The organism is Peptococcus niger, from assembly GCF_900101835.1.
Lineage (GTDB): Bacteria > Bacillota > Peptococcia > Peptococcales > Peptococcaceae > Peptococcus > Peptococcus niger.
The window spans coordinates 148777-175233 of record NZ_FNAF01000003.1; the positions used below are offsets into that span (position 1 = coordinate 148777).

General features: G+C 48.6%; 38 protein-coding genes. 36 read left to right on the plus strand and 2 right to left on the minus strand.

The genetic code is table 11. The annotated features are described in order from the left end of the window. Window positions 1-84: 84 nt before the first annotated feature. From BLQ16_RS03490 to BLQ16_RS03510, 5 genes are read left to right on the plus strand one after another with little or no spacing between them, the layout of a single operon-like run. Window positions 85-300: a PspC domain-containing protein gene (locus tag BLQ16_RS03490; RefSeq protein ID WP_091791358.1), complete on the plus strand. Its 216-nt coding sequence runs from the start codon at window positions 85-87 to the stop codon at window positions 298-300. Between the two features lie 41 nt (window positions 301-341). After that, window positions 342-578, plus strand: a complete 237-nt coding sequence (locus BLQ16_RS03495; protein ID WP_091791359.1) for a PspC domain-containing protein — start codon at window positions 342-344, stop codon at window positions 576-578. After that, window positions 571-990, plus strand: a complete 420-nt coding sequence (locus BLQ16_RS03500; RefSeq protein ID WP_159427970.1) for a sirohydrochlorin chelatase — start codon at window positions 571-573, stop codon at window positions 988-990. The genes BLQ16_RS03495 and BLQ16_RS03500 overlap by 8 nt, the downstream gene beginning before the upstream one ends. Then, complete coding sequence (locus tag BLQ16_RS03505) at window positions 968-1348, plus strand: ATP-binding protein (RefSeq protein WP_159427971.1); 381 nt, start codon at window positions 968-970, stop codon at window positions 1346-1348. The genes BLQ16_RS03500 and BLQ16_RS03505 overlap by 23 nt, the downstream gene beginning before the upstream one ends. Window positions 1349-1364: 16 nt before the next feature. Then, the gene (locus BLQ16_RS03510) at window positions 1365-2117 is read left to right on the plus strand and encodes a sigma-70 family RNA polymerase sigma factor (RefSeq protein ID WP_159427972.1); all 753 of its coding nucleotides are present in this window, start codon (window positions 1365-1367) and stop codon (window positions 2115-2117) included. Window positions 2118-2175: 58 nt separating this feature from the next. Here BLQ16_RS03510 and BLQ16_RS03515 read toward each other — a convergent pair whose 3' ends face one another. Then, entirely contained in the window at window positions 2176-2607 is a 432-nt protein-coding gene (locus BLQ16_RS03515) for a hypothetical protein (RefSeq protein ID WP_091791363.1), read from the minus strand. Between the two features lie 119 nt (window positions 2608-2726). On the opposite strand from BLQ16_RS03515, the gene BLQ16_RS03520 reads away from it, so the two are divergent. After that, window positions 2727-3452: a hypothetical protein gene (locus BLQ16_RS03520; RefSeq protein ID WP_091791364.1), complete on the plus strand. Its 726-nt coding sequence runs from the start codon at window positions 2727-2729 to the stop codon at window positions 3450-3452. 52 nt (window positions 3453-3504) lie between these two features. On the opposite strand, the gene BLQ16_RS03525 is transcribed toward BLQ16_RS03520, so the two are convergent. Continuing rightward, window positions 3505-3993 carry a deoxycytidylate deaminase gene (locus BLQ16_RS03525; protein ID WP_091791365.1) on the minus strand — a complete coding sequence of 163 codons (489 nt, stop codon included), beginning with the start codon at window positions 3991-3993 and terminating at the stop codon, window positions 3505-3507. Window positions 3994-4269: 276 nt separating this feature from the next. Between BLQ16_RS03525 and BLQ16_RS03530 the strand changes: the two genes are divergently transcribed. From BLQ16_RS03530 to eutM, 30 genes are all read left to right on the plus strand, one after another. After that, window positions 4270-4599 (plus strand): MazG-like family protein, encoded by a 330-nt coding sequence (locus tag BLQ16_RS03530; RefSeq protein WP_091791366.1) that lies wholly within the window; start codon window positions 4270-4272, stop codon window positions 4597-4599. 11 nt (window positions 4600-4610) lie between these two features. Continuing rightward, entirely contained in the window at window positions 4611-5738 is a 1128-nt protein-coding gene (gene wecB, locus BLQ16_RS03535; RefSeq protein ID WP_091791464.1) for a non-hydrolyzing UDP-N-acetylglucosamine 2-epimerase, read from the plus strand. Between the two features lie 70 nt (window positions 5739-5808). Further along, a complete protein-coding gene (locus BLQ16_RS03540; RefSeq protein ID WP_091791367.1) occupies window positions 5809-6117 on the plus strand; it encodes an AtpZ/AtpI family protein in 309 nt (102 codons plus the stop codon). Next, on the plus strand, window positions 6114-6374 hold the full coding sequence (locus BLQ16_RS03545; protein WP_091791368.1) for a hypothetical protein: 261 nt from the start codon (window positions 6114-6116) through the stop codon (window positions 6372-6374). Before BLQ16_RS03540 ends, BLQ16_RS03545 begins: the two co-directional genes overlap by 4 nt. Window positions 6375-6378: 4 nt before the next feature. Continuing rightward, the gene (gene atpB, locus BLQ16_RS03550) at window positions 6379-7086 is read left to right on the plus strand and encodes a F0F1 ATP synthase subunit A (protein WP_200781871.1); all 708 of its coding nucleotides are present in this window, start codon (window positions 6379-6381) and stop codon (window positions 7084-7086) included. Between the two features lie 46 nt (window positions 7087-7132). Next, on the plus strand, window positions 7133-7369 hold the full coding sequence (gene atpE, locus BLQ16_RS03555) for an ATP synthase F0 subunit C (RefSeq protein WP_091791369.1): 237 nt from the start codon (window positions 7133-7135) through the stop codon (window positions 7367-7369). A 47-nt stretch (window positions 7370-7416) separates the two neighbouring features. Then, on the plus strand, window positions 7417-7911 hold the full coding sequence (atpF, locus tag BLQ16_RS03560) for a F0F1 ATP synthase subunit B (protein WP_091791370.1): 495 nt from the start codon (window positions 7417-7419) through the stop codon (window positions 7909-7911). Beyond that, entirely contained in the window at window positions 7908-8474 is a 567-nt protein-coding gene (gene atpH, locus BLQ16_RS03565) for an ATP synthase F1 subunit delta (protein WP_091791371.1), read from the plus strand. Before atpF ends, atpH begins: the two co-directional genes overlap by 4 nt. After that, window positions 8471-9985, plus strand: a complete 1515-nt coding sequence (atpA, locus tag BLQ16_RS03570) for a F0F1 ATP synthase subunit alpha (RefSeq protein WP_091791372.1) — start codon at window positions 8471-8473, stop codon at window positions 9983-9985. The genes atpH and atpA overlap by 4 nt, the downstream gene beginning before the upstream one ends. Before the next feature lie 14 nt (window positions 9986-9999). Next, entirely contained in the window at window positions 10000-10878 is an 879-nt protein-coding gene (gene atpG, locus BLQ16_RS03575; protein WP_091791373.1) for an ATP synthase F1 subunit gamma, read from the plus strand. An 18-nt stretch (window positions 10879-10896) separates the two neighbouring features. Continuing rightward, window positions 10897-12330, plus strand: coding sequence for a F0F1 ATP synthase subunit beta (atpD, locus tag BLQ16_RS03580; protein ID WP_091791374.1), 1434 nt, complete (start codon window positions 10897-10899; stop codon window positions 12328-12330). Window positions 12331-12338: 8 nt separating this feature from the next. Continuing rightward, window positions 12339-12758: an ATP synthase F1 subunit epsilon gene (gene atpC, locus BLQ16_RS03585; protein ID WP_091791375.1), complete on the plus strand. Its 420-nt coding sequence runs from the start codon at window positions 12339-12341 to the stop codon at window positions 12756-12758. 502 nt (window positions 12759-13260) lie between these two features. After that, entirely contained in the window at window positions 13261-14364 is a 1104-nt protein-coding gene (locus BLQ16_RS03590; RefSeq protein ID WP_091791376.1) for a hypothetical protein, read from the plus strand. Between the two features lie 12 nt (window positions 14365-14376). Then, window positions 14377-14655, plus strand: coding sequence for a hypothetical protein (locus tag BLQ16_RS03595; protein WP_091791377.1), 279 nt, complete (start codon window positions 14377-14379; stop codon window positions 14653-14655). A gap of 8 nt (window positions 14656-14663) precedes the next feature. Then, complete coding sequence (locus BLQ16_RS03600; protein ID WP_091791378.1) at window positions 14664-14966, plus strand: BMC domain-containing protein; 303 nt, start codon at window positions 14664-14666, stop codon at window positions 14964-14966. A gap of 9 nt (window positions 14967-14975) precedes the next feature. Continuing rightward, window positions 14976-15278 (plus strand): BMC domain-containing protein, encoded by a 303-nt coding sequence (locus tag BLQ16_RS03605; RefSeq protein WP_091791379.1) that lies wholly within the window; start codon window positions 14976-14978, stop codon window positions 15276-15278. Window positions 15279-15298: 20 nt separating this feature from the next. Continuing rightward, window positions 15299-16807 carry an aldehyde dehydrogenase family protein gene (locus tag BLQ16_RS03610; RefSeq protein WP_091791380.1) on the plus strand — a complete coding sequence of 503 codons (1509 nt, stop codon included), beginning with the start codon at window positions 15299-15301 and terminating at the stop codon, window positions 16805-16807. Between the two features lie 17 nt (window positions 16808-16824). Next, window positions 16825-19374, plus strand: coding sequence for a choline trimethylamine-lyase (cutC, locus tag BLQ16_RS03615; protein ID WP_091791381.1), 2550 nt, complete (start codon window positions 16825-16827; stop codon window positions 19372-19374). A gap of 26 nt (window positions 19375-19400) precedes the next feature. Next, the gene (gene cutD, locus BLQ16_RS03620) at window positions 19401-20348 is read left to right on the plus strand and encodes a choline TMA-lyase-activating enzyme (RefSeq protein WP_091791382.1); all 948 of its coding nucleotides are present in this window, start codon (window positions 19401-19403) and stop codon (window positions 20346-20348) included. Between the two features lie 11 nt (window positions 20349-20359). Continuing rightward, window positions 20360-20713 (plus strand): BMC domain-containing protein, encoded by a 354-nt coding sequence (locus BLQ16_RS03625; protein ID WP_091791383.1) that lies wholly within the window; start codon window positions 20360-20362, stop codon window positions 20711-20713. A gap of 11 nt (window positions 20714-20724) precedes the next feature. After that, window positions 20725-21156 carry a EutP/PduV family microcompartment system protein gene (locus tag BLQ16_RS03630; protein WP_159427973.1) on the plus strand — a complete coding sequence of 144 codons (432 nt, stop codon included), beginning with the start codon at window positions 20725-20727 and terminating at the stop codon, window positions 21154-21156. A 1-nt stretch (window position 21157) separates the two neighbouring features. Next, the gene (locus tag BLQ16_RS03635) at window positions 21158-21670 is read left to right on the plus strand and encodes a hypothetical protein (protein WP_091791385.1); all 513 of its coding nucleotides are present in this window, start codon (window positions 21158-21160) and stop codon (window positions 21668-21670) included. Further along, window positions 21654-22493: an ethanolamine utilization protein EutJ gene (gene eutJ, locus BLQ16_RS03640; RefSeq protein ID WP_091791386.1), complete on the plus strand. Its 840-nt coding sequence runs from the start codon at window positions 21654-21656 to the stop codon at window positions 22491-22493. The genes BLQ16_RS03635 and eutJ overlap by 17 nt, the downstream gene beginning before the upstream one ends. Beyond that, the gene (locus tag BLQ16_RS03645; protein WP_091791387.1) at window positions 22493-22789 is read left to right on the plus strand and encodes a BMC domain-containing protein; all 297 of its coding nucleotides are present in this window, start codon (window positions 22493-22495) and stop codon (window positions 22787-22789) included. The genes eutJ and BLQ16_RS03645 overlap by 1 nt, the downstream gene beginning before the upstream one ends. A gap of 5 nt (window positions 22790-22794) precedes the next feature. Next, on the plus strand, window positions 22795-23055 hold the full coding sequence (locus BLQ16_RS03650) for a EutN/CcmL family microcompartment protein (RefSeq protein ID WP_091791466.1): 261 nt from the start codon (window positions 22795-22797) through the stop codon (window positions 23053-23055). A 16-nt stretch (window positions 23056-23071) separates the two neighbouring features. Beyond that, entirely contained in the window at window positions 23072-24400 is a 1329-nt protein-coding gene (locus BLQ16_RS03655; RefSeq protein WP_091791388.1) for a 4Fe-4S dicluster domain-containing protein, read from the plus strand. After that, window positions 24401-24949: a BMC domain-containing protein gene (locus tag BLQ16_RS03660; RefSeq protein WP_091791389.1), complete on the plus strand. Its 549-nt coding sequence runs from the start codon at window positions 24401-24403 to the stop codon at window positions 24947-24949. A 17-nt stretch (window positions 24950-24966) separates the two neighbouring features. Continuing rightward, window positions 24967-25560, plus strand: coding sequence for a hypothetical protein (locus BLQ16_RS03665; RefSeq protein ID WP_091791390.1), 594 nt, complete (start codon window positions 24967-24969; stop codon window positions 25558-25560). Window positions 25561-25573: 13 nt separating this feature from the next. Further along, complete coding sequence (locus tag BLQ16_RS03670) at window positions 25574-26116, plus strand: BMC domain-containing protein (RefSeq protein WP_159427974.1); 543 nt, start codon at window positions 25574-25576, stop codon at window positions 26114-26116. A 24-nt stretch (window positions 26117-26140) separates the two neighbouring features. After that, entirely contained in the window at window positions 26141-26428 is a 288-nt protein-coding gene (gene eutM / locus BLQ16_RS03675; protein ID WP_091791392.1) for an ethanolamine utilization microcompartment protein EutM, read from the plus strand. The last annotated feature ends 29 nt before the right edge of the window (window positions 26429-26457 follow it).

A 26457-nucleotide genomic window follows, 5' to 3' on the forward strand; every position in this document is an offset into this window, starting at 1 on the left:
CGTTCATGGATTGATAAGATCCTGTTCATTATACTAAAAGCTTGCAAGGCTTTCAAATGAAAGCGTGTGAATGGAGGAAAAAATATGAGCATTCAAAAATTACGTCGTGCCAAAGAGGGAAAACGCATTGCCGGTGTTTGTAAAGGATTAGGCGATTTTTTTGATATTGATGCGGCCTATGTGCGTCTGGCCTTTGCCCTCTTGGCCTTCTTGCCACCGGTGCCCTTCTTCGGTATGGTGATTATTTATGCTGTTTTGGCCGCTGTGATTCCGGAAGATGACGGCTATATTGACGTTTAAAAGGCACGCGCTGACGGCTAGAGGTGAGGGAGGACGGATCATTGGCTTATTATGATCATGAAAGGGATAAAAAGAGGACTCTATGCAGGGCCAGGGAGGGTCGTAAGTTTTTAGGCGTTTGCCAGGGCTTGGCCGATTATTTTATGTGGGACGTGACCGTGGTGCGGCTGTGCTTTTTGCTGCCGGTCATTTTACCCGGTGTGACCATGCTGGGCGCGACCGGCCTCTACCTGCTCTTGGCCTTTATTTTCCCGGCACAGGATGATTATTATGAATAATACGGCTGTTGTCATTTTGGGACATGGCAGCCGGCGCAGTGAAGGCCAGGTAACGGTGACCCAGACGGCGGACCGCTACCGCCAGAACCACCCGGAGTACCGGACGGCCTATGCTTTTATGGAATTTGTTGAGCCGACTTTGCCGCAGATTACGGCAGAGCTTTATGAGGACGGCATCCGCGTTTTTTATGTGGTGCCGTTGTTCCTTTCCATGGGGACCCACTGTGCCAAGCATATGCCGGAGATGATTGCGACCTTGCGGCAAGGCTATCCGGATGCGGAATTTTTACTGGCGCCGCCCTTGGGCGCTGATCCCTTGCTTTGTACCATTGTTGAAAAACGCGTACAAAGCCTGGCGTCAGACCGTTCGGAAAGAGGTGAGGAACGGCATGACAGCGATGCAACTTTATGATATACAAGATATTTCACCCTGCATTCAGCGGGTTATGGCGGCGCCGCAACTTGCCCATGCCTGCCCGGAACGGTTAAATGATTTAAAACTGTGCCTCTATGAGCTCTTGGGCAATGCCCTGCTGCACACCACCGGAAAGGTCATCTTGACCTGCCGGTTTGAAGCGGATAGCGTCCGTATCAGCGTTCGACAAACAGGCGCTTGGCAGGGCGAAGCAATAGACGGCTGTGCGCATTGCCTGGAGGCGGGCCTTACCGATGAAAACGGCAGGGGGCTGTATTTGGTGCGGTGTTTGAGCGATGAATTCCAGTATCTGAAAGGGTCGCAGGACATGCGCATTCGCATTCAATTGGTTTAATGTAATGGAGACGGGTATGGCAAACAACAGAAAAGATATAGAAGGTCTGGTGCATGATTATAAGGCGGATCCCGATGACCAGAAGCTGGAAGAAATCATCGAAAATATGGAGCCTTTGGTGCGCTACTGGTGTCAGTCACAATGCTATTTGCCTTGGGAAAAAGAAGATATGATGCAGGTGGCGCGCATTGCTGTTTTAGGGGCGCTGGAGCGGTTTGACCCGGCCAAAGGGGTGCGGTTTAAGACCTTCGCTTACCGCACGGTCAGCGGCAAACTGATGAATTACTATCGGGATAATACCTGGCGCATTACCATTCCGCGCAAGTATCGGGAGATGAGCACCTATATTACAAAGGCGGAAAATGAGTACTACCAAAATCACGGTGAAGCGCCATCTACCGGAGAAATTGCCGAAATGATCGGCGTTGAAGAGCAAGAAGTGGCAGATGCCATTGAAGCAAAACGGGCGACGCAAACCACCTCCCTGTCCGTCCAGGAGGACGCCGATGGCAATGTGAACACCCTAGCCAATTATTTGGGCGAAAAAGACAGCAACCTGGATACGGTGGAGTTAAAGCGGGACCTGCAAGAAGCCATGAAGCATCTGGAAATGCAGGAGCGCCAAGTGATTTATTACCGCTACGTGGAAGATTTAACGCAGACCAAAATAGCGGATATTCTGGGCGTGAGCCAAATGCAAGTATCCCGTTTGGAGAAAAATTCTTTAAATAAAATTCGGCGGTTTATGCAAACCGGTGAAAAAGCATAAAGCAAGCGACCCCTAATGATTGGTTTTGATCTGTCCATTAGGGGTCGCTTTTGTGTGTTTATTTTTTTGTCCTTTTGCTTATTTGATTTAAGGTATTGACCATGGCGCAAATAAAGAGCAGATAATTTGTTGTGTACCAAACCGTTTGGAGTGTCGTATCCGCCGGTAGGGGATTGAAAAAGGCGGCAGGCGATATGTTGAAAAAGATAAACGGAAGGGCACAGAGAAAGAGCAGACAGATAGCGGTTAGGCTGTTAAGCAGCGTCAGAAAAGCACGTGAAACGGATACAGCGCCCACATCCAAACAGCGGGCGGTTAAAACGCCGGCGATGAGCCATGGCAGCAAGGAAAAGAAGCCTTTGAAAAAAATCAGCGTGCGCGGGTCAAACTGTAACCATGAAGCCGATTGCTCCGCCAGATTACGGCAAAGGGTAAAGCAGGCAATGATGACAACGAGATACCCGACCTGACCAAAAATCCGCCTTTTCATCCTAATCCCTCCCTAATTGTAAAAAAACTATTGATTATATTCAAATAATAATGTATAATCCGATAATAGTCAATAGTTGGCATACAGAGTTGTTTGCTTTAATTAAGGAGGGACGTAAAATGAAAAAGTATTGGATTTCTTGTCTGCTTGTAGCTCTCATGATTGGTTTTTTTCCAACAGAAGTTTTTTGCGCCTCAGACGACTCTCAACAGCAAGTTTACTCAGAAACGGAAATTTCAGAACGAGATAGCTATTTGTGTGATTTAGCCCTTTATTCTCCTAATAGTGAAAATGCCTATCTAATTAACCCAAATACAAATGAAAAAGTAGCTGTAAAGACTTATACTTCCCCAGAATTGAAAGTTTTAAGAAATCCATATGACAAAATGTCGAATAATAATTTAGAAGATGAATATTTTCGAGATGTTTCAGTGGAAATAACTGCTGAAGATCTAAGACGTGCGGGTGACTTGGAACAAACAGATGAAATTTGGGATAGTGGAGGACGCGTAAAATCTTGGGGTCGCTTCTTCTATCGCCGGAATTATAATGCTGTTTTGATGACTGGGGTCATGGGGAATTGGCGTAATGACTATCCTAATGCGATTTCCTTATCAGACCGTGTTGCTTTAGCAAAGTGTGTGGGACATAATACTTCTTATCAAGCAAAAAAATGGTGGCCCAATGGTGCTTATAAGTATAATACAGGTTTTAGCGAATATGCAACGATTGGAACGTCGTATACTTCTATTGCATTAAGACAAGAAGTTATTGTAACTTACAGAAATACAGGGAAAAAAGATATATTAGCCTTGGTTCTCGCACCGTGGGGAGAAGCTTGGTAAAATAACAAACGGCTGTCCGGCATACCGAATGGTGTACAGGACAGCCGTTTAATTATGCCTCAGACAAATAGCGCTCGGTTTGGCGGGTGTCAGGGTTATACCGCTCCAGCGGAATGCCAGCTTCGGCGAATAAATCCATTGCCAAGCGGTCTGGGTATTCGCCTAAAAAAACCACCCGTCGCACCCCCACGCCGATGAGCATTTTAGCGCACAGCGTGCAGGGTGAATCGGTGCAGTAAAGCGTGGCATCACTGATGGACACCCCCATGATGGCGGCTTGCATAATGGCGTTTTGCTCGGCGTGCAGGGCCCGGCAGTATTCATGGCCGGTGCCTGGCGCGAAGCCCATTTTCATACGCAGGCAGCCGCCCAGGTCACCGCAATGGGCCATGCCTGCCGGGGCGCCGTTGTAGCCGGTGGTGATGATACGGTGGTCCTTTACCAGGAGGGCGCCGACCTGCCGCCTGATGCAGGAAGAACGGTTTTTAACGATTTGTACAATATCCATAAAATAGCTGTCCCAATCCGGACGGTCTAACATTTGCCTCACCTCCCGTTTATCCTATCACGGGCGGCCCGGCGGGACAAGTTTTTTGGCCGGCGATACCTGTTTGTATTTGCGTGAAAAACACGATAAACAGATGTTATGGACAGGTGGCAGGTGCGCTAAAATGGCCTTGCAGCCCTGGCCAAAAGCGTCGAATTCTTCAAAATAATACGTCGATAGGGCAGACTTTTGCCGCTGTCGGGTTGTTCCGGCCGCCTTTGTTAAGTATAATAGAAACTGATATGACAAAATTGTAAAATGGGGGATACAATGGATCAAAAAGTGATTGCCCTGCCAAAACTGAACGGGCTGAACCCAACCCTGGAATCCACAGCGCTGAAACTCATGGAGGAAACGGGCGAACTGGCCCAGGCCATCGGCAAATACCGGGGGCTTTCCGGCGAAACCGCCGAGTACAGCGATGCCCAGGTGCGTCAGGCGATTGCCGCAGAGCTCTTGGATGTGGCCCAAACAGCCGTTTCGATGATGTATGTACTAGAAGACAATTATGACGTGGACATTGCGGAAGCCTTGGAAACGCACATTCAAAAATTATTGCGCAAGGGATATTTGCGCTTGGAAAAGGGGGAAAGCCTGTGACAAAACGATTGATGTTTGTTTTCGGCACTCGCCCGGAGGCCATTAAGATGGCACCGCTGATTAAAGCGTGTGAGGCGTCGCCCTTGTTTTCGCCGATTGTGGTGGTGACGGCCCAGCACCGGGAGATGCTGGATCAAGTGTTGGAACTTTTCCATATCACGCCCGACTATGATCTGAACATTATGCGGCCGGGGCAAACGCTTACCGATATTACATCGGCTGTTTTGCGCGGCCTGGAAGGGGTTATTGCCAAGGAAAAACCGGATATGGTCCTGGTTCACGGCGATACCACGACCACCTTTGCCGGGGCCTTGGCAGCCTATTATCAAGGGGCCCCGGTGGCCCATGTGGAAGCCGGTTTGCGCAGTGGCGATATGTACGCGCCCTTTCCGGAAGAAGGCAATCGCCGGCTGACGGCGGTTTTGTCGACGGTCCACCTGGCTCCCACGGTAAATGCCCGCAAGGCACTCATTCGAGAAGGCATTCCGGAGCGGGTTATTTATACTACCGGGAATACGGTGATTGATGCCTTAAACGCCACGCTGGAAAGGGACTATACCTTTAGCGAGGGGCCGGTGCGTGAGGCCCTGGCAAAAGAGGGCCGGAAACTCTTGCTGACGGCTCACCGTCGTGAAAACTTGGGCGAGCCGATGCTGCGGATTTTCGGCGCCTTGGCCCGCCTTTTAGAGGATTTCCCGGATACCCAGTTGTTCTTCCCGGTGCATAAAAATCCTAAGGTTCGTGAAGCGGCGCAAAAGGTTCTTGGCGGTCATGACCGGGTTGTCTTTATGGAACCCTTGGATTATGAGCCCTTTGTTCATTTAATGAATGCAATGGACTTGATTTTAACCGATTCCGGCGGTCTCCAGGAAGAAGCGCCGTCATTGGGTAAGCCGGTGCTCGTTTTGCGCAATACCACTGAGCGTCCGGAGGCCGTTGAGGCGGGCACCGTCCGCCTGGTCGGCACCCATGAAGCGCCGATTTATGCAGCGGCCGCAGAATTATTAAGCAATCCGGCGGCTTATGCGGAAATGAGACATGCGGTGAACCCCTACGGAGATGGGGCTGCCTGTGCGCGCATCTTGAGTGCGCTGGCGCATCATTTCAACCTGGGAGACCGGCCGGAAGATTGGCAGTAGCGCTTTCGTCCTGTTGTTTACACAGAAACAGGGCTTTTGATATAATGGCAGGTATTAGCAGGAGGGTGTCATGACCAACGGAACATGGCGGCCTAAGTTGCCGCGCCGTCCGGGATCGGATGCGGTTTGGGTACGCGCCTTTAATGTGGCGCTGTCCTTCGGCGTAACGTTGGGTGCTTCCCTTTTTATTATGTGGCACATCGGACAATGGCTGGATGACAAATTCGGGACCTATTTCGTCTTTACCTTTATTGGTGTGGTGATGGCGATTATAACGGGTTTTCGCTTTCTCTTGCGCGAGTTGGCGCATTTTGAGCAGGCGGCCGAGGCCAAAAAATCTACCGATCGGCTGGATGAGAAGGGAGACGGTGACGAATGACATCAGGAGCGGCGGTAGCACTGGGGCTTTTCTTGGGGCTTTTGGCGTCGGCGGTTAAAATCTTTTTTACCGAGCGCTATTTTTTCAAAAAACCGGGAGCCTTAAATGTTGCGCCGGTATTGATTATCCGAGGCGTATTGGATATTGGCGTTCTCTATGCAATGCATTTTCAACTGCCGGCCATGGTGGCGGCGGCCATCGGGCTGACGGTTGATCCGATTTACTTTATAACGTATATTTGGCGCAAAAAGGGGTGAAATTATGTTCTTAGCAAAGCCGGCCTATGCCGGTGAGGAAATGGGCGCACCCCAGATTCTTGCCGGCAATGATCAATGGTTTATCTCCAGCGACATGGTCACCATGTGGGTTATCATGGTGCTTTTAGCTCTTGTCTGTATCATCGGGACGCGGCATATGCGCAAACATCCAAGCGGGCTGCAAAATTTTTTGGAGACCGTCGTGGAATTGTTGCACGGCATGGTGGTCGATATTATGGGCGAGAAAAGGGCAAAACGCTATGGGCCTTTCCTCATGACGTTTTTCCTGATGATTTTATGCTCTAACTATATCGGGCTCTTGCCGCTGTCCGGAATGCACCTTCCGGGCTACGTCGCACCAACAGCCAACTTATCGGTTACCGCAGGCTTGGCCCTTATTGTCATCGTTGGTTATTTCATCATTGGCTTTATGGATGGGCGCATGGCGTTTATCAAGCATTACTTTTTAACGCCGATGCTGCCGATGAACTTGTTGGATACCATCACAAGGCCCTTGTCGCTGGCGCTGCGTCTTTACGGCAACATCTTCGGTGAAGAAATGATCCTCGGCGTGTTGTTCGGCATTTTGCCGTTTTTCCTACCGCTGCCGATGTATGCTTTATCGGTGATGTTTGGCGCCATTCAAGCCTATGTCTTTACGTTGCTGGCTTGTATTTACTGGGAAGAAGCATCTAATGTAGAAGGGCACTAATTGCCGTTCATTCGTTTATCAAACATTTTAAAGGAGGATTTCTTACATGGAAATGACAATGGGTTTAATTGCAATCGGTATGGGCTTGGCCATTGGGCTGGGCGCTTTGGGTGTCGGTATCGGGCAGGGGATTGCCACCGGGCACGCAACTGAAGCTATGGCACGTCAACCGGAATTGGTCGGCACCATTCGGACAACGTTCATTATCGGTTTGGCCTTCATGGAAGCAGCTGTCATTTACGCCTTGCTGATCGCCTTCATGCTCTTCGGTAAAATCGGTTAACGGGACCATTGCTGACGGTTTAAAAAAATCAGAAAGGAGGGTCTTCGTTGGAACTATCCTTACCGCAAATTATTGCCGCTATCGTCAACTTCTTTGTGCTCTTGGTCATTTTAAAAGTGTTTCTTTACAAGCCGGTCTTCGGTATGTTGGAAGCACGTAAAGAGGAAATCGACCAAAATCTCAGCGAAGCGGAGCGCGCGCGTCAGGAAGCCGAAGAACTGAAACAAAAGTATGAAGTTGAGCTGAAAGAAGCCAATACAAAAGCACAGGCCATTATCAACGAGGCCACCGAACTGGGCGAGAAAAATCGCGCAGGCTTGATTGCAGAGGCTCGGACTGAGATTTTACGGTTGAACGAACGGGCCAAAGCAGACATTGCCCGGGAAACGGAACAAGCTGCTTTACGCTTGCGGGCCGACGTGGCCAATATTGCCATTGATGCGGCGGAAAGCGTCCTCAGACGTGAGGTCAGCCAAGCGGAACATCAGGCCCTTTTGGACAGCTTTATCGCAGAGGAAATTGAGACGGGGATAGCCAAATGAGAGATATGAAGCTCGCCAAACGCTACGCCCAAGCGCTCATGTCCCTTTCGGACAAAGCGGAAGAACGGGAAGCCGTTGCCCAGGATTTTGAATTGGTTATCGATACCTTTCATAAAAACGAAGAATTGAGCGCCGTCTATACCGGGGTTCAGTTCTCCAACGTGGATAAAAAAGCCGTGGTGCGCAAGATCTTTGATGATACGATCAGCACGGAAATGCTTCATTTTCTACTGCTCTTGGTTGATAAATCCCGCACCGCTTATATTTTTGACATTTATGCAGCCTTTCAGCAACTCATGGATGAGATGCGGGGCATTGTGGATATGACGCTGGAAACCGCCTTTGCCTTGGATGATGCTTCCTTTGAACGTGTTCGGGAGCACTTGTCTCAAGCCAGCGGTAAAAACGTCCGCCTGAGTGTGACGGTGAACCCGGAGCTTATTTGCGGGGTCAAAGTCCGCTATGGTGACTATATTATCGACAGCTCTGTAAAGGCAAGACTGGAAGCCTTGCGTGCAACGATGGTGCAAGGCCATAAACAAACGGAGGTGAGGGACAATTGAGCATCAGACCAGATGAAATCAGTGCGATCTTAAAAGAACAAATCCGCCACTACGATCAGGCTGTTGAAACCTCCGAAGTGGGTACTGTTATAGAGGTCGGGGACGGGATTGCCCGTGTACACGGCCTGTCAAACGCTATGGTCAACGAGCTCCTTGAATTTCCCGGCGGCGTGCAAGGCATGGCGCAAAACTTGGAAGAAGATAACATTGGTTGTATTATTTTAGGGAAATTTGACCACATCAAAGACGGCGACCCGGTTAAACGCACCGGTCGCATCGTGGAAGTTCCGGTGGGCGAAGCCCTGATCGGGCGTGTGGTCAATGCCATCGGTGAACCGATTGATGGCAAGGGCGATATTGAAACGGACCGGACCCGTCCGGTGGAAAATGTGGCCTCCGGCGTTATTACCCGCCAGGAAGTTAATCAACCGCTGCAAACCGGTTTAAAGGCCATCGATTCCCTGGTGCCGATTGGGCGCGGGCAGCGTGAACTTATCATTGGGGACCGTCAAACCGGCAAGACAGCGATTGCCATTGACGCTATTATTAATCAGCGGGGACAAGATGTTATCTGCATTTATGTGGCCATCGGTCAAAAAGCGTCTACGGTTGCCAATGTGGTCAGCCAGCTTGAAAGCTTTGGGGCCATGGATTACACCATCGTTGTTGCCGCTACTGCCGCTGAACCGGCACCGATGCTCTACTTGGCCCCCTATGCCGGGGCTGCCATGGGCGAAGAATTTATGTTTAATGGCAAAGACGTCTTGATCGTTTATGACGATTTGTCCAAGCAAGCGGTGGCCTATCGTGAAATATCGCTGCTCTTGCGCCGTCCGCCGGGACGTGAAGCCTACCCCGGGGATGTTTTTTACCTGCATTCACGCCTTTTGGAGCGGGCTGCAAAACTGGAAGATAAGTACGGCGGCGGCTCAATGACCGCCTTGCCGATTATTGAAACTCAGGCCTCAGACGTTTCCGCTTATATTCCGACCAACGTAATCTCCATTACCGACGGTCAGATTTTCTTGGAAACAGACTTATTTTACGCCGGTATCCGTCCGGCCATTAACGCCGGTATTTCCGTATCCCGTGTCGGCGGTTCGGCACAGATCAAGGCCATGAAAAAAATCGCCGGGAACTTGCGGATCGACTTGGCGCAATACAATGAATTAAAGGCCTTTGCGCAATTCGGCAGCGATTTGGATGCGTCCACCAAAGCCACCCTGGCCCGCGGGGAACGCATTACCGAATTGCTCAAACAAAAGCAGTACAGCCCCATGGCAGTCGAAGACCAGGTTGTGGCCATCTATGCCGTTAGCCGTGGTCATGTCGATGACATTCCCGTGGATGAATTGGCGCGCTTTGAACATGAGCTCTTGGGCTATATGAAGGGCGGAAAATACGCCGATAGCGTTTTAAAAGTGATTCGTGAAACAGGGAAGCTGCCGGAAGAGGCAGAGGCTGCTTTAAAAGAAGCCATCGAAACCTTTAAAGAAGGCTTTTCCGTTTAGAAAGGAGGCAGAACATGGCGAAAACCAGAGAGATAAAACGGCGGATGCAAAGCGTTACCAATACCCGTCAGATCACCTCCGCCATGAAAATGGTTTCTGCTTCTAAATTGCGCCGGGCGCAAGGCTTTGTGGGCGCAGGAGAACAGTATCGTGACAAATTGAAGCAAGTCATCGGGGAAGTGGCGCATGTTGGCGGGATGAGTTTTGACAGCCTGCTCTTAAAAGCGCGCCCGGTGAAACGCGCCGGATTTATGGTCTTTGCCTCAAATAAGGGCTTGGCCGGTGGATACAACAGCAGCTTGCTGAATTTTGCCTTGGCTGAAGTGCAAAAAGTTGAAGCAGAAGGCATTGATATCGGCATTATGGCCGTTGGTCGCAAAGCTGCCGATTTTTTCAAAAAGCGGGGCTATCAGGTGGACCTGGCCGCCCTGGATACAGTCGATATCCCTGAAATGAGCGACTCAGAAGCCCTGGCGCGGTACATTACCAGTGCTTATACATCCGAGCAATACGATCAAGTCACGGTCATTTATCAAAAATTCAAATCGGCCATGAGCCAAACCCCTGTGGCGGTACCTATATTGCCGTTTCAGACAAAAGAAGTGGAAGAGGATGAAGAAAGCAAAACTTTCCACGATGACTATATCTTTGAACCCAATGCCGCCGAAATTCTGGAAGCGCTGCTGCCGCTTTATTTATCCAATCAGCTTTATGCCGCATTGGTTGATGCAAAAGTCGGCGAACACGGGGCGCGCATGACAGCCATGACAGCCGCCACCGATAACGCCACAGACCTTTTGGCCACACTGGAAATTTCCTTTAACCGAGCGCGTCAAACGGCAATTACAAACGAGATTACGGAAATTGTTGCCGGCGCCGATGCCCTGGGTTAAGAGTAAGGAGGAGGCAATTTGAATCAAGGAACCATTATAAAAGTCGTCGGCCCGGTCGTCGACGTTGAATTTCCCTCCGGACTGCTGCCGAACATCAACAACGCTCTGCATATTTCCTCCGATGAGCAGCCTGAAGATAAAAAAACCGGGCATGATTTTAAGGTCGTCCTGGAAGTCGCAGAGCACTTGGGCGGCAATATCGTCCGTGCCATTGCCATGAGCTCCACCGACGGCCTCATGCGGGGCATGGTCGTCACCGACCAGGAAAGCCCCATTACCGTGCCGGTTGGGGATGCGACCCTGGGCCGCCTGATGAACGTCGTCGGCGATCCGATTGACGAAGCCGGCGAGGTGCCCTCAGAGACCCGCTGGCCCATTCACCGGAGCGCACCGACCTACGTTCAGCAAAACCCGTCCAAAGAAATTTTGGAAACCGGCATTAAAGTTGTCGATTTGCTCTGCCCCTACGTTAAGGGGGGGAAAATCGGTCTCTTTGGTGGTGCCGGGGTTGGGAAAACCGTGCTGATCCAGGAACTCATTCGTAACATCGCTTATGAACACGGCGGGTATTCTGTTTTTGCCGGCGTCGGTGAACGAACCCGTGAAGGGAAAGACCTTTTGGTCGAAATGCGCGAGAGCGGCGTTATCGATAAAACCAGCCTCGTTTTCGGGCAAATGAATGAGCCGCCCGGCGCCCGGATGCGGATTGCCCTGACCGGTCTGACCGTTGCCGAATATTTCCGCGACGAGCAAAATCAGGACGTCCTGCTCTTTATTGACAATATTTTCCGCTTTACCCAAGCCGGTTCAGAAGTTTCCGCCCTTTTGGGGCGGATGCCGTCAGCCGTCGGCTACCAACCGACCCTGGCAACGGAAATGGGCACCATGCAGGAACGCATTACCTCTACCGATAAAGGGTCCATTACCTCGGTACAAGCCGTTTACGTTCCCGCCGATGACTTAACCGACCCGGCGCCTGCAACCACCTTTGCCCACTTGGACGCCACCACCGTTTTGGAGCGGTCCATCTCTGAAAAAGGGATTTATCCGGCCGTTGATCCGCTTGCGTCCACATCCCGCATTTTAGATCCGCGCATCGTTGGTGAAGAGCATTATGAAATCGCCCGTGATGTGCAGGAGGTCTTGCAGGAATACCGCGAATTACAGGACATCATCTCCATCTTGGGTATGGATGAGCTTTCTGACGAAGAAAAACTAACCGTCGCCCGTGCCCGTCGTATAGAACGGTTCCTGTCCCAAAGCTTCTTCGTTGCCGAACAGTTTACCGGCAACCCCGGGCAGTACATCCCCTTGGAAGAAACCTTGCGGGGCTTCCGCGAAATTTTGGACGGCAAACACGATGACCTGCCGGAACAAGCCTTCCTGATGGTCGGCACCATCGACGATGCCGTTGCTAAAGCGGAACGCATGCGTGCAGAAGGGCTGGCGTAGGAGGCATCATGGCGGGTAAAAAAACACATCTTGACGTCATCACGCCCAGAGGCGTCGCATTGAATATTGATTGCGACCTGGTCGTTGTTACCTCGACAAACGGCGAGATGGGCTTCATGGCCAATCATGCCCCGACCCTGGCTGCCCTCGTCCCTCAAGTGGTGCGCTATACCGTAGACGGTGAACAAAAGGTCATCTTCGCTTCCGGCGGTTTTGTGGAAGTGAACCATAATACCGTCAGCATTCTAGCGCCAGCGGCAGAAACCGCATCTGAAATTGATTTTAAACGCGCCGAAGCAGCCAAAGCCCGTGCCCTCGAACGTTTGAAAAAAAGTGAAGAGATAGACGTGATGCGCGCTGAAGCGGCACTTGCCCGCGCCAATGCGCGTCTCAAAATGAGCGAATACCACCATCCAATCGGCCTGTAAGCCAAAGGATACGCCAACTGATCAACCAATCCCAGCTGAATCAACCTTCTTCTCCAGTGGAAGTAATCCCAAAATGGAGACCGGCTGATTCAGCTGGGATTTTTTGTGCGATGGCGTCTCTTTTATTGAAAGAAATATACAGTATCAAATTTATCTAACGCTAAGGTTGAGGTTTGAAGTAAGATTTGCTGGGATTTTGGCCAAGGATGAGGTTGCTGTTTTCATGTTAGATAAAAGACAAAAAAATATAACTTATAAACTGGAAAACTATGCCCCTAGGGGAAAGGTGGATTTCAGTTAAATGCTATATATGTATAAAATAGGTGCGTATTTATACTTTAAATAACAACAATAGATATGAAAGCATTGAAAAAAACTGGGTATTATGATGATTGACATTCCCCAAGGGGGAATATGGTAGACTATCTACAATATTAATTGTCGCAATATTTCGTTTGCGGCGGCTCGCTTTTAAAATATGAGCGCAGAAAGGATGAAGTATATGGAACATCAATCACCACCCGGGGCTGGCAACGGCCTCACGACGGCACAGGCATTAAAGCACAAATTGGATTCGTCTTTTTTTAAAAAAGGCGTAACCGTAGCCATTTTATCTGGGATGAGCTATGGGCTTTATACAGCCTTTATGACGTTGGGCATGACAAAAGGCGTATGGGCCGACTGGTACGGTGAGAATACAGCCTTGCTATCGGCTTTTGTCATCACTTATTTGATTGGGGCTTTGGGCAGTGCTGTCAATGACTCGATGAGTGCCTTGTGGGCCTTGGCCAATGCAGGTATTAAAGGGAAGCTAGGAGACTTTGTTCGTTGCTTAAGAACGAAACCGGGACGTATTATGATTTTGGCAGCAGCCATTGGTGGGCCCATTTCATCGGCAGCGTATGTCATAGGGCTTCAATTGGCAGGATCAATTGTTGTGCCGATTTCAGCACTCTGTCCGGCTATTGGGGCAATCTTGGCACGGATCCTCTTTAAGCAAAAATTAAATGCGCGTATGCTTGTGGGGATCGGTATTTGTGTTATCGCCAGTTTTATGATTGGCTCGACTTCTGTTGGTCAAGATGCACCGGAAGGCCGCTTTTTGGGCATTATGATTGCTCTTATTGCTGCTTTTGGCTGGGGACTTGAAGGCTGTGTGGCCGGTTACGGGACCACTTTGATCGACTATGAAATTGGGATTACCATTCGTCAATGCACCTCCGGTTTGGGCAACTTACTTGTTCTTATTCCTATTTTTGCCCTAGTTGGCGGTGAACCGGTTGGATTAGGGTTTAAGTTGGCCGGACAAGCCTTCACCAGCCCGTCTATGCTTTTCTTTGTCATCAGTGGTTTCTTTGCACTTTATGCCTACAGCCTTTGGTATAAAGGCAATTCAATGTGTGGTGCGGCTTTGGGCATGGCCTGCAATGGCATGTTCTCCTTCTGGGGCCCCTTCTTCTGTTGGATTGTTTTAGGTGTCGTGGCCGGTTTGGATGGCTGGAGCCTACCGCCGATTGCTTGGGCTGCAGCTGTCATCATGGCTTGCGGGATTTTTGTCATTGCTGGAAATCCATTAGATTTCTTTCGTCGCGAGAAAGCCGAGTAAAGAGGTGCCAAGATGAAACTACCATTAAACTATGCAATCATAAATCACTTTGTACAAGTTGATGAGGCAACAGCAGATGATGTGATCCGTACCCTGACGCCTGAGTATGGCAACTATCGGGGGCTGCGCCGCCCGGCGGTTATAGAGGCAATCATGACTGCGGTCAGTAATGATTTATTGGCAGAAAGTCGCTATGAGGTGGATGCGCAAGGGGTACTGCAGGTGTACTATAAAACAACGCCTGAACAGCGCAAAACCATCATTGGTTATATTGGCAATCATCCCTACTAGGAGGCGTTATGGCGCGATATTATGGTGAAGAAGCCATTGGCTTAATTGAAACGGTGGGCATGGTGCCGGCTTTATATGCGTTGGATAAAATGCTAAAGGCGGCAGATGTTGAATTAATCAGCTATGAGAACATTGGATCAACCTTGGTCACAGTTGTCGTTAAAGGCGATGTCGCTGCTTGCGAACGAGCGGTAACAGCCGGCGCTCAAGCCGCTGCCGCCATCGGTAAGTTGACTGCAGAGAATGTTATGAAGCGCCCCATTCGTGCGGTAGGCGATATTGTTTCCGTGCACGATATTGATGCCGGATAGGAGGGATTTATGGCCAGTGAAGCGTTGGGATTGATTGAAACTTTCGGTCTCGTCTATGTATTGGAAGCGGCAGATGCTATGGTGAAAGCGGCAGATGTGACTTGCATCGGTTATGAAAACGTGGCGTCAGGTTATATCTCTGTTTTGGTTGAAGGAGATGTGGCCGCTTGCGAACAGGCCGTTGCCGCCGGTGTGGCTGCCGTTGAAGCCATGGGAACAGAAGTTTATAGCTCAGTGGTGATTGCGCGTCCTCATGAGGATTTGCAAAAAATCACCCAAAGGTACAATTTTGATCAATTACTCTCCGAATAAACATAGAAAGGAGGGAAAACATGCCTATCATCGACAACGACCTTTTGTCTGTGCAAGAAGCGCGTATTTTAGCTGAACAGGCACGGGAGGCACAAGCTCTTTTGCGAGCCTTACCCGCCTCTCTAACCGATGCAGCGGTTGCAGCAGTACTGGACTTAGTTCGTAGTGAAGCAAAAGCTTTAGCAGAACAAACGGTTTTGGAGACGGATTACGGCAATATTGAAGATAAGTATATTAAACTGCGTTTTTTATGCGAACGCATGCCACAAGTGCTAAATGGAAAAAACTATCGAGGCATTTTACGACCTGCTTATGGGGGTGAAATCGGCGAAGTGGGCATTGCGCGTGGCCCCTTGGTGGTTATTCTGCCATCGACGAATCCGGTAGTGACAGCTGCCCATATATTAACGGTGGCTCTAAAAAGTGGTAACGTGAGTATTTTTGTTCCGCCTAAACGCGCACGGAATACATTAAGTGCTTTTTTTGACAAGGTGAGTGCATGCCTTGAGAAATTGGGATTGCCTTCAAACACAGTCGGCTTTTTGCACACAGTAGCAGCTGCCGGTATCCGGACCTTGTGCGAACACCCGGCGACGGGGCTTATCGTAAATTCTTGTGCCCCTGCGGCCATGCCTTCTGTGAGAGCATCCGGGAAACCATTTATTTATGGATCCATGGGCAATAATCCGGTATTTGTAGAAAAAACGGCAAATCTACCTCAAGCAGCTTTAGACATTATTTCCAGCCGATCTTTTGATCACGGGCTTTTGCCTGGAGCGGAACAAAGTATTGTCGTTGATATTGCTGTTGAAAGCGCTTTTGCCCAAGCTTTTGCTGCAGCCGGTGCTTATTTTATGAACCCTGATGAAGCACAGGCCTTAGCTAATGTTGCTTTTGATAATGAAGGACGTTATAAAAGCGAGTTTGTTGGCAAGAACGCTGTAGAATTAGCACGTCGAGCTGGGTTTCAGGTACCGGACAATAAAAAGGTGCTGGTTGCTAAAGAACCGTATGTTTCTCAGCAAAGCTTGTATCGAAAAGAGAAATGGGCGCCTATTTTGGCCTGGTATCCGGAGGCGGATTGGGAAGAAGCTTGTGAAAAATGTATAGAGCTTCTCCTGGATGAAGACGGCGGGCATAGCATGGTCATTTACAGTCGCGATGAAGCGGTTATTGAACAGTTTGCCTTGCGAAAGCCGGTAGGACGCCTACTTATCAATACTCCGGCAGCCTTTGGTGCTATTGGCATGACGACGGACTTGTATCCGTCATTTACACTGGGATCGGGCAACCCAAAGAGCGGATGGTCACCGGATAATCTAAATCCGGAAAATTTGATTTATCTGCGTAAGCTTGCACGTCCGGTGCGTCGCATTGATGCTGCCTTGGCGGCTTATTGCGGAAGTGTGGAAAATATCTGCCCAATATCAGACAAGCAAGTCGAGGATACGGCAGCGGGTGGAGTTGAAGATCCGTTGTTAGACAGTTTTAATGCTTTTTTAGAAGTTTTATCACATCAAACGTATTGAAAGAGAGGTTTACGCTAATGGATTTACGCGAATTCTCCAAACAATTGGCGGAAGCTACGCGCCATATGTCCGGCGAAGAAAAAGCTGCCCTGGCGCGGATGTTTTCTCAGGTAACCGATCAGCTAAATCAAACAACACCGCATGGGCAGACTTGCACCGGTGGAGTTATTTCCGGCGGTACGCAAATTCCGGATGATATTACGCCACGTTTGCGTCGCCTGAAAGACAATTTTTTAAAACAAGTGCCTACGATTACGACCCACCGCGCTCGTGCCATTACCGAGATTACTAAAGAAAATCCGGGGATGCCAAAGGCGGTTTTGCGGGCAAAATGCTTTAAGCATTGCTGTGAAACAGCTCCTTTGGTGATTCAGGACGATGAACTCATTGTCGGGAATCCTTGTGGAGCACCACGGGCCGGCGCTTTTTCTCCGGATATTTCCTGGCGTTGGCTGGAAGAAGAATTGGATACCATCTCTAGCCGCCCGCAGGATCCGTTTTATATTTCTGAAGAAGATAAACGCTATTGCCGTGAGGTTCTCTTCCCCTTCTGGAAAGGAAAATCCGTTGACGAGTATTGTGAAGACCAATACCGTGAAGCAGGCTTATGGGAAATGAGCGGCGAATCTTTTGTATCCGACTGCTCTTACCACGCTTTAAACGGCGGCGGCGACTCCAATCCTGGGTATGACGTCATTGTCATGAAAAAAGGCATGCTGGATATTCAAAACGAGGCCAAAGAGCATTTGGCTCAATTGGATTATGCCAACCCTGAGGATCTAGATAAGATTTACTTTTATAAAGCCGTGGTGGACACCACGGAAGGGGTTATGATTTATGCTCGTCGGTTAGCGGCTTATGCCCGTGAAAAGGCTGCTGTTGAATCAAATCCGGAACGCAAGGCAGAATTGATGCAAATTGCAGCCAATTGTGAGCGTGTACCGGCGCATAAACCGGAAACCTTCTGGGAAGCCATTCAGGCTGTTTGGATCATTGAAAGTCTTTTGCCGGTAGAAGAAAACCAAACCGGTATGAGCATCGGGCGTGTGGACCAATATATGTACCCACTGTTCGAAGCAGACTTAAAAAGTGGTCGGCTGAATGAATTTCAAGCCTTTGAACTGGCTGGTTGCATGCTCATAAAAATGAGCGAAATGATGTGGATTACAAGTGAAGGCGGCTCTAAATTTTTCGCCGGCTACCAGCCCTTTGTCAATATGTGTGTGGGCGGGGTAACCCGTGATGGACGAGATGCCACCAATGACCTGACCTATCTTTTAATGGATGCGGTTCGTCATGTGAAAATCTACCAACCTTCTTTAGCTTGCCGTATTCATACGAAGAGCCCACAAAAATATATGCGTAAAATCGTTGATGTGGTCCGCAGCGGGATGGGTTTCCCGGCTTGCCACTTTGATGACACCCATATAAAAATGATGCTGGCCAAAGGCGTTTCTATTGAAGATGCCCGGGATTATTGCTTGATGGGGTGCGTGGAACCGCAAAAAGCAGGTCGTTTGTACCAATGGACGTCCACCAGTTACACCCAGTGGCCGGTATGCATTGAAACAACCTTGAATCACGGTGTACCGCTTTGGTATGGCAAACAGGTCACCCCTGATTCTGGTGACATCAGCCAGTTTGACACTTACGAAAAATTTGAAGCCGCGGTTAAAGAGCAAATTAAGTGGATTACCAGGAAAACCGCTACAGCAACTGTTATCAGCCAACGGGTTCACCGTGAATTGGCACCAAAACCCCTGATGAGCATTCTTTATGAAGGCTGCATGGAAAAGGGACGAGATGTATCTGCTGGCGGGGCAATGTATAACTTTGGCCCGGGGGTTGTATGGAGTGGCTTGGCCACCTATGCAGACTCGATGGCAGCCATCAAAAAACTGGTTTACGATGATAAAAAATATACCCTACAGCAGTTAAACCAAGCACTTGTGGCAAACTTTGAAGGTTATGATCAAGTGCGCACAGACTGCTTGAATGCTCCGAAGTACGGTAATGATGATGACTATGCTGACTTCATCGCAGCAGATTTAATCAACTTTACAGAAATGGAACACCGTAAGTATAAAACTCTGTATTCTATTTTATCTCACGGGACTTTGTCCATCTCTAACAACACCCCCTTCGGTGAAATGACCGGGGCTTCTGCAAATGGCCGCCTGGCTTGGACGCCCTTGTCTGATGGCATCAGCCCGACCCAAGGCGCTGACTATAAGGGGCCGACGGCTGTTATTAAATCTGTTTCCAAATTGTCGAATGACAATATGAATATTGGCATGGTTCATAACTTTAAACTCATTGGCGGCCTTTTGGATACTCCTGAGGGTGAAAACGGTTTAATTACCTTGTTACGGACGGCTTGTGCTTACGGCAACGGTGAAATGCAGTTCAACTATTTGGACAATGAAACGTTAAAGAAAGCACAGGAAAAACCTGAAGAATATCGAGATTTGGTCGTGCGTGTTGCCGGTTATAGCGCCTTCTTTGTTGAACTTTGTAAAGAAGTACAGGATGAAATCATTTCCCGGACGGTATTGAAGGGCTTTTAAACCGATGGCGTAAAGGAGAGGATGACATGACGGCTCGAAACACCGGTCCTGAGCGGGAAGCGCTCATCTTCAACATTCAAAAATATAACACCTATGACGGACCCGGTGTGCGGACACTGATCTTTTTTAAAGGCTGTCCTCTGCGCTGTCGCTGGTGTGCCAATCCGGAAGGTTTGGAACGAAAAGTACAAATTATGTTCAAAGCGCAAGCCTGTATTCACTGCGGTGCCTGTGCTAAGGTTTGTCCGGTGGGCATTCATCGTATGAATGCAGCCGGAGAACATGAGGTAAACAGGGAAATTGATTGTATCGCCTGTGGAAAGTGTGTTGCAGCCTGTCCGCGACAAGCATTGTCGATTGTTGGTGAACGGAAAACCATTACCGAATTGTTGGAAGTTGTAGAAGAAGATCGCATGTTTTATGAGATGAGCGGTGGTGGTGTAACCTTGGGTGGTGGCGAGTGTACTGCCCAGCCGGAAGCGGCAATTAGCATACTGGCTGCTTGTAAGCAAGCGGGGATTAATACGGCCATTGAAACATCGGGCTACACCTCTGAATCCAATATTTTAAAAATTGCAGAGGTCTGTGACTTGTTCTTGTTTGACTTAAAGCACATGGATCCTGTTAAGCACATGGAATGGACCGGGGTCAACAACGAAAAAATCCTGCATAATTTAGCGTTGCTTTTAGAAAAAGGCTATAATGTTAAAATACGGATGCCGCTTTTAAAAGGCATTAACGATAGTGATGAAGAATTTCACCAGGTGGCTGAATTTTTAGCGCCGTATAAACTGTATAAAAACTTTAAAGGCGTGGATATCTTGCCCTACCACAAAATGGGGGTGGGGAAATATCCCCAGGTGGGGAAGGTCTATCCCATAGAAGGAGACCCCAGTCTCTCCGAAGCAGATTTAGATCGGCTGGAAAAGATTCTTTCTCATTATGATTTTAAGGTTGACTTGATACGGCATTAAGGAGGCGAATGATGGGCATTCCTGAGAAACGGACACATGAACGCATTATTCAGGAGAGTGTGCCGGGCAAACAAGTGACCTTGGCCCACGTCATCGCTCATCCGATGCAGGACATATATGAGCGGCTGGGCATTGAAGGCCGGGGTGCCATCGGTATTTTAACCTTAACGCCTGTGGAAACAGCTATTATTGCAGCAGATGTTGCCACTAAAGCATCTGATGTGGAGATTGGTTTTTTGGACCGTTTTACCGGTTCAGTCATTATCAGTGGTGATGTGGAAAGTGTTGCCACAGCTCTTCAAGCAGTGACGGAGACGCTATGTGACTTACTGGGATTTGACACTGTAGCTGTGACGCGTACATGAAGCGGCGCGTTATGATTATTGGGCCGGAAGGCTCGGGAAAATCCTACCTGGCACATTTGTTGGAAGGCAGTGAAGCGCCTCTGGGCAAACGGCAGGATCCTATTTATGGATCTTGTACCATTGATGTCCCGGCAGCCTATTTGGAGCATCGCTGGATGGCGCATCATTTGATTGCAATGGCGCAAAATCAAGCCGCCTGCCTGGTCCTTTTGGCCGATGCTGATCGTAACCGACAAGTGTACTCTCATGGGTTTGCAAAGCTGTTCAGCTGCCCTACTTATGGTGTTGTTAACCTGAAAGACCATGAGGGGAAAAATACTGGTTTTGGCCGGGCCCAGCTTGTTGAAGCAGGTGTTGATAAAATTTTTGTGGTTGATTTTACTGTCGGAGAAAGCATGCAAGTGTTTTTAGACGCTATCCGAGAAGCTGTAAGGGAGGGATAAAATGCGATATGTTACCGAAGGAGAGATGCGCGACGCTTATGCAAAAGCCCCTTTTTCAACTTATCGTCTTTCACAAGATATCCGTTTAACTCCGGGCGCTCGGACTTTTTTGATAGACCAACGGGTGGATATCATTGATCCCACTGCACCTAAAAGGGTAAAAAATGTGGGGCATGATGCTGAAAAAAACGGAGACCTGGCACTGGTAATCGCAGAATTGTGGCAAGCGGCTTTGGATATCCCTGCTGATGCGGCCCTGTTTGCCGATTTAGCTGAATCGCTGACCAGCGGGAAACCGGTGGCGTGTGGGTGCACGGTATCTGAAAAAATGCCGGATTTTGAGCGTAAGTTATTAGCCCATCCGGGAGCGGCCAGATTACTGCGGTATAGGAAATTGACCAATCTTTTGGTCCAGGCATCTGGAGACGAAACCGTTTTATGCGCCGCACAGAGTGCCTTGATACAGGCTTATTTAAATTTGCTGGGAGGGGTTGCCGATGAAGCATCGCTTTGAGAAAGCTGATCAGCTGGTTGCTGATTTTGAGACGGTTTTAAAGACCCCTCGTCACAATGCGACACCACCTTTTTATGTGGGCGTGGACCTTGGAACAGCTTGTGTTGTGGTTGTCGTTTTAGATGCAGAAAAGCGTCCGGTTGCAGGTAAAATGCAATACGCTGATGTGGTTAGGGACGGCATGGTGGTTGATTACATCGGTGCGGTAGATATTGTGCGCCGCATGAAAGACGAACTGGAGCAAGAGCTGGATACAGAACTGGTCTATGCAGCAGCTGCCATTCCGCCGGAAACCGGATCAATTGACGGTGGTGCCATTAAAAATGTGGTGGAAAGTGCCGGATTTCAGTTGACCAATTTACTGGATGAACCCACTGCCGCCAATGCTGTTCTGAATATAACAGACGGTGCCATAGTGGACATTGGTGGTGGGACCACCGGCATATCAATATTTAAAGATGGCCATGTCACGGATGTTTCAGATGAAGCTACCGGAGGAACACATTTTTCTTTGGTGGTATCGGGAGCCTATAAAATGCCTTATGATGAAGCGGAGCGGTTTAAACGCAATCCGGCACATCATAAAGAGTTACTGCCTGTTTTAGCGCCGGTGATTGATAAGGTTTCAGCTATTGTCAGTCATCATGTAGCTGGCCATGCTGTGGACAACATTGTATTGGTTGGAGGGACCGCCTGCTTGAACGGTATTGAAGAAATCGTTGAACGCCGTACGGGCATTCCGACCTTTAAACCGCAACAGCCGATGTTTGTTACCCCTCTTGGGATTGCCTTGAATTGTCAATTGCCGGAGGAGGGAAACTAATGGATGTTCGTATCATCAAACATCCTTCACCTGCAACACTGGAGATACTTGACCGTCGCCGGGGCAGTCGTGAGCCGATTGATTTGCCTGAAATTGATGCCATTGGTTTGTGTCAAGGGAAATTAATCGATATGATTGTCGCCAGCGATATCGCTCAAAAAACCGTAGGCGTACATGTGGAAGATATTCGTGGATCTTGTCCACAAAATATGATTTTACTTGCCATTTATGGTGAAACAGCTGCAGTTGAAGAGGCGATTGATACAATTGGGAAGCGATTAATGAAAAAGGGATGAGGAAGCTGTTAACGGCAAAATTAATTGGACGTGTGTGGGCAACACGAAAAACGGAAAGCCTCAGCGGATTTAAATTAATGCGTGCAGAAATCATAGGCGGCAATCGTGCCGGTGAGGAATTGGTTGTGGTGGATATTATTAGCGCCGGCATTGGCGAAAGAGTACTCATCACAACAGGCTCATCAGCGCGACGTATGCTAGGTGATGACAGCATCCCTGTAGATGCAGCAGTGGTCGGTATTATAGACGAGGATTGTATATTTTAACTGAGGAAGTGAAGCTATGGATTTAGTGGAAGAAGTACGCGCAGCCGGCGTAATAGGCGCCGGCGGCGCTGGCTTTCCAACTGCAGCTAAAATAAAAGGACAAGCCGAATTCCTCATTATGAATGCTGCTGAATGTGAGCCGCTTTTAAGGGTGGACCAACAATTAATGGTCTATTATGCAGATGAAATTTTACAAGGCTTTCAGCTTGTCGCCAATCATCTGAATGTTAAACAAGCCATTATAGGCATCAAGGAGAAGCATCATGAGGTGATTGCACATCTGACCGACCGTTTATCGGCTTTAAAACTGCAAGATAGGATTACCATTAAACCACTTCGGGATGTATACCCCATGGGCGATGAACAGATGCTGGTCCATGAGGTCACCGGCCGGGTGGTGCCGGAAGGCGGCATTCCTATTGCTGTCGGCTGTGTGGTCATGAATAGTGAGACCGCTCTGAATGTGTACAGAGCACATCATGGTGAGCCTGTTGTCACCACCTTTTTAACAGTGGCAGGCCATGTCCCGAAACCGTATACGGCCGGTGTGCCGGTTGGCACACCGCTAAAAGAAGTGCTTCAAGCAGCCGGGGTTGTTGATTTCGAGAATATTGCTGTCATTGACGGTGGACCGATGATGGGGGCAGTTTTAAAAGATTTATCCGGATCGGTAACAAAAAAAAGCAAGGGATACGTTGTATTGCCCAAGGATCATGGCTTGATTCAACGTAAAACTGTGAAAATGCCACAGGCAAAACGCATCAATCATGGCGCTTGTGAGCAGTGCCGTATGTGCACGGACCTCTGTCCGCGGTACTTAATGGGACATTCTATTGAGCCACATCGCATTATGAATGGCATGACGTTCGCACCGAAAGAATTAGAACCATTTGCTATTTCTCAGTTATGCTGTCAGTGCGGTGTTTGCGAGCTTTTTGCCTGCCCGGCTAATTTATATCCCAAGACAGCCAATATGATTTTTAAGGCGGAAACCTTAGAAGCAAATATCCGCTATCAAAAAACAAAAGAGCATTTTACCCCGCGTCCTGAACGACGGTGGCGCTTGCTTTCATCTAAACGATTGATGGCACGATTAAATATTTTGGCTTATGACGGCCCGGCTCCTTTAAAGACTTATGATGATAGTCCGTCTGAAGTGTATTTGGGCCTGCGCCAACACATCGGTGCCCCGGCAGAAGCAACGGTTCAGGTGGGACAAACCGTCCGTCAAGGTGAATGCATTGCAGATGTCCCCCCGGATGCCCTTGGTGCACCGGTACATGCGTCTATAGATGGGTATGTGGCATCTATAGATAAGGGACAAATTGTTATAAGGAGGAATTAGATGGCAAATGCAATCGGTATGATTGAATTATCCAGTATTGCACGAGGGATTATTACCGCCGATGCGATGCTCAAAGCAGGTCAAGTAGATATGATTACCGCATCATCTACCTGCCCGGGCAAATATATTGCCATCGTTCACGGTGAAGTGGCAGCGGTAGAAGCGTCAATGGCTGCAGGGATTACCACGGCCGGTACTTTTTTGGTCGATCAAATTACCATTGCTAATGTGCATGATGGCGTATACCCTGCTTTAACAGCAACGCATATGCCGGAAAAAATTAATGCCATTGGCATTGTAGAAAGTTTTAGTATGGCCACGATGTTGATTTGTACAGATGCCATTTTAAAAGTTGCCGCCTTAGAAGCAATTGAATGTCGTTTAGGCAATGGGTTAGGCGGAAAAGCGTTTTTTGTCTTCACCGGAGACGTAGCTGCTGTTGAGGCAGGCGTAGAGGCCGGCGAACGCATAGCCGTGGAAAACGGGCCTTTGGTTGATTGTGAAATCATTCCTTCGCCGGCGCCGGACTTGCTCAGACATCTTTTGTAATGTAAGGATGTGATTGAATGAAACAACTTATTTGCGTCTCTGATGTGGAAGAAGCCTTATCCCAAGGAAAGAAAGAATTACCTATTGATCAGGATGCAATCATTACGCCTGCAGCTAAAGATTTAGCTGCTAAAGAGGGTTTATCTTGGGTAGAACAATCCGCGACAGGATCCTCTTGGGCAGAAACAGAGCTGTTTTCTCCCGATAAGATTTATCAAGTTTTGTCTATCTTGGCGGCCAATGGCTTGCTGGATACGACACAATTAGCCCTGCTCTTCAATCAGGCGGTCCATACGGATGCAACAGGTATTCGCCTGGTGAAAACAGGCGCGTTGAAAGCAAAGCCTGTTTCTGAAGGCAAAATGGAACGACAATTGCCGATAAATGCTTCCAGTCAGTTTAAGGAAATTACCTTTTCAGCAGGTAAATATGCTGAAAGTGTCAATCAGCCCGTTCAAGTCATTGTTTTGTCCGGGAAGATATCCGCCTTTATTCAAGGACGGCGAATGGAAGCTGAAGAGGGGGATGTGTTTGATATTATCCAGCCGGTAAATTTTGAATGGGTAGTCGATACATCCGCTAAAATTATGATTGTGGAAATAAATTCATGAAAGGAGGATGCTCATGAAAGAAGCCATTGGTATGATTGAAACACGCGGAGTTTTAGCTACAGTGGAAGCCCTTGATGTCATGCTTAAAACAGCAAATGTGTCTACTGTTGAAAAAATTCGTGTTGGTGGCGGATTGACGTGTATCATCATACGTGGTGAGGTGGCTGCTGTCAGCACATCTGTTGAGGCGGCGGAAGCTGCAGTGAAGCGACTGGGCGACTCGCTGGTTGGGCGGCATGTGATTCCGCGTCCGGATGATCAGCTGGAGATCCTCTTTGATGATTTGCCGGATCCGCCCTCAACAGAGACGGTTGATAAGATGCCTGAGAAAACACCGGAAATATCAGATACAGATTTAGAAAAGGATATTTCTGATACGTCTATAGAGCCTCAAAACACCACAAAGGGCATAGATATCAAACAGTTGAATCAAATGCGTGTGATTGACTTACGTAATTTAGCACGGCAGTATGAAGACTTCCCGATACAGGGTAGAGATATTTCCAATGCCAACAAAAAAACATTGTTAGCTTATTTTAAAGAATACTTTCAGTAAAATTATTTTAGGAGGGAAATCATTATGGCACAATATGATGCACTTGGTATGATTGAAACGAAAGGTTTAATCGGGTCTATTGAAGCGGCAGATGCTATGGTAAAAGCTGCTAACGTTACTTTGATTGGCAAAGAACGTGTAGGCGGTGGTCTGGTTACAGTTATGGTTCGTGGGGATGTCGGTGCCGTTAAAGCTGCTACAGACGCTGGCGCTGCAGCAGCCCAACGCGTTGGTGAATTGCTTTCTGTCCATGTTATTCCACGTCCTCATGCAGAAGTCGAGACGATACTGCCGGACTATAAGGCTGAATAATTATTTAGCATGTTAAGGAGGCACCCATG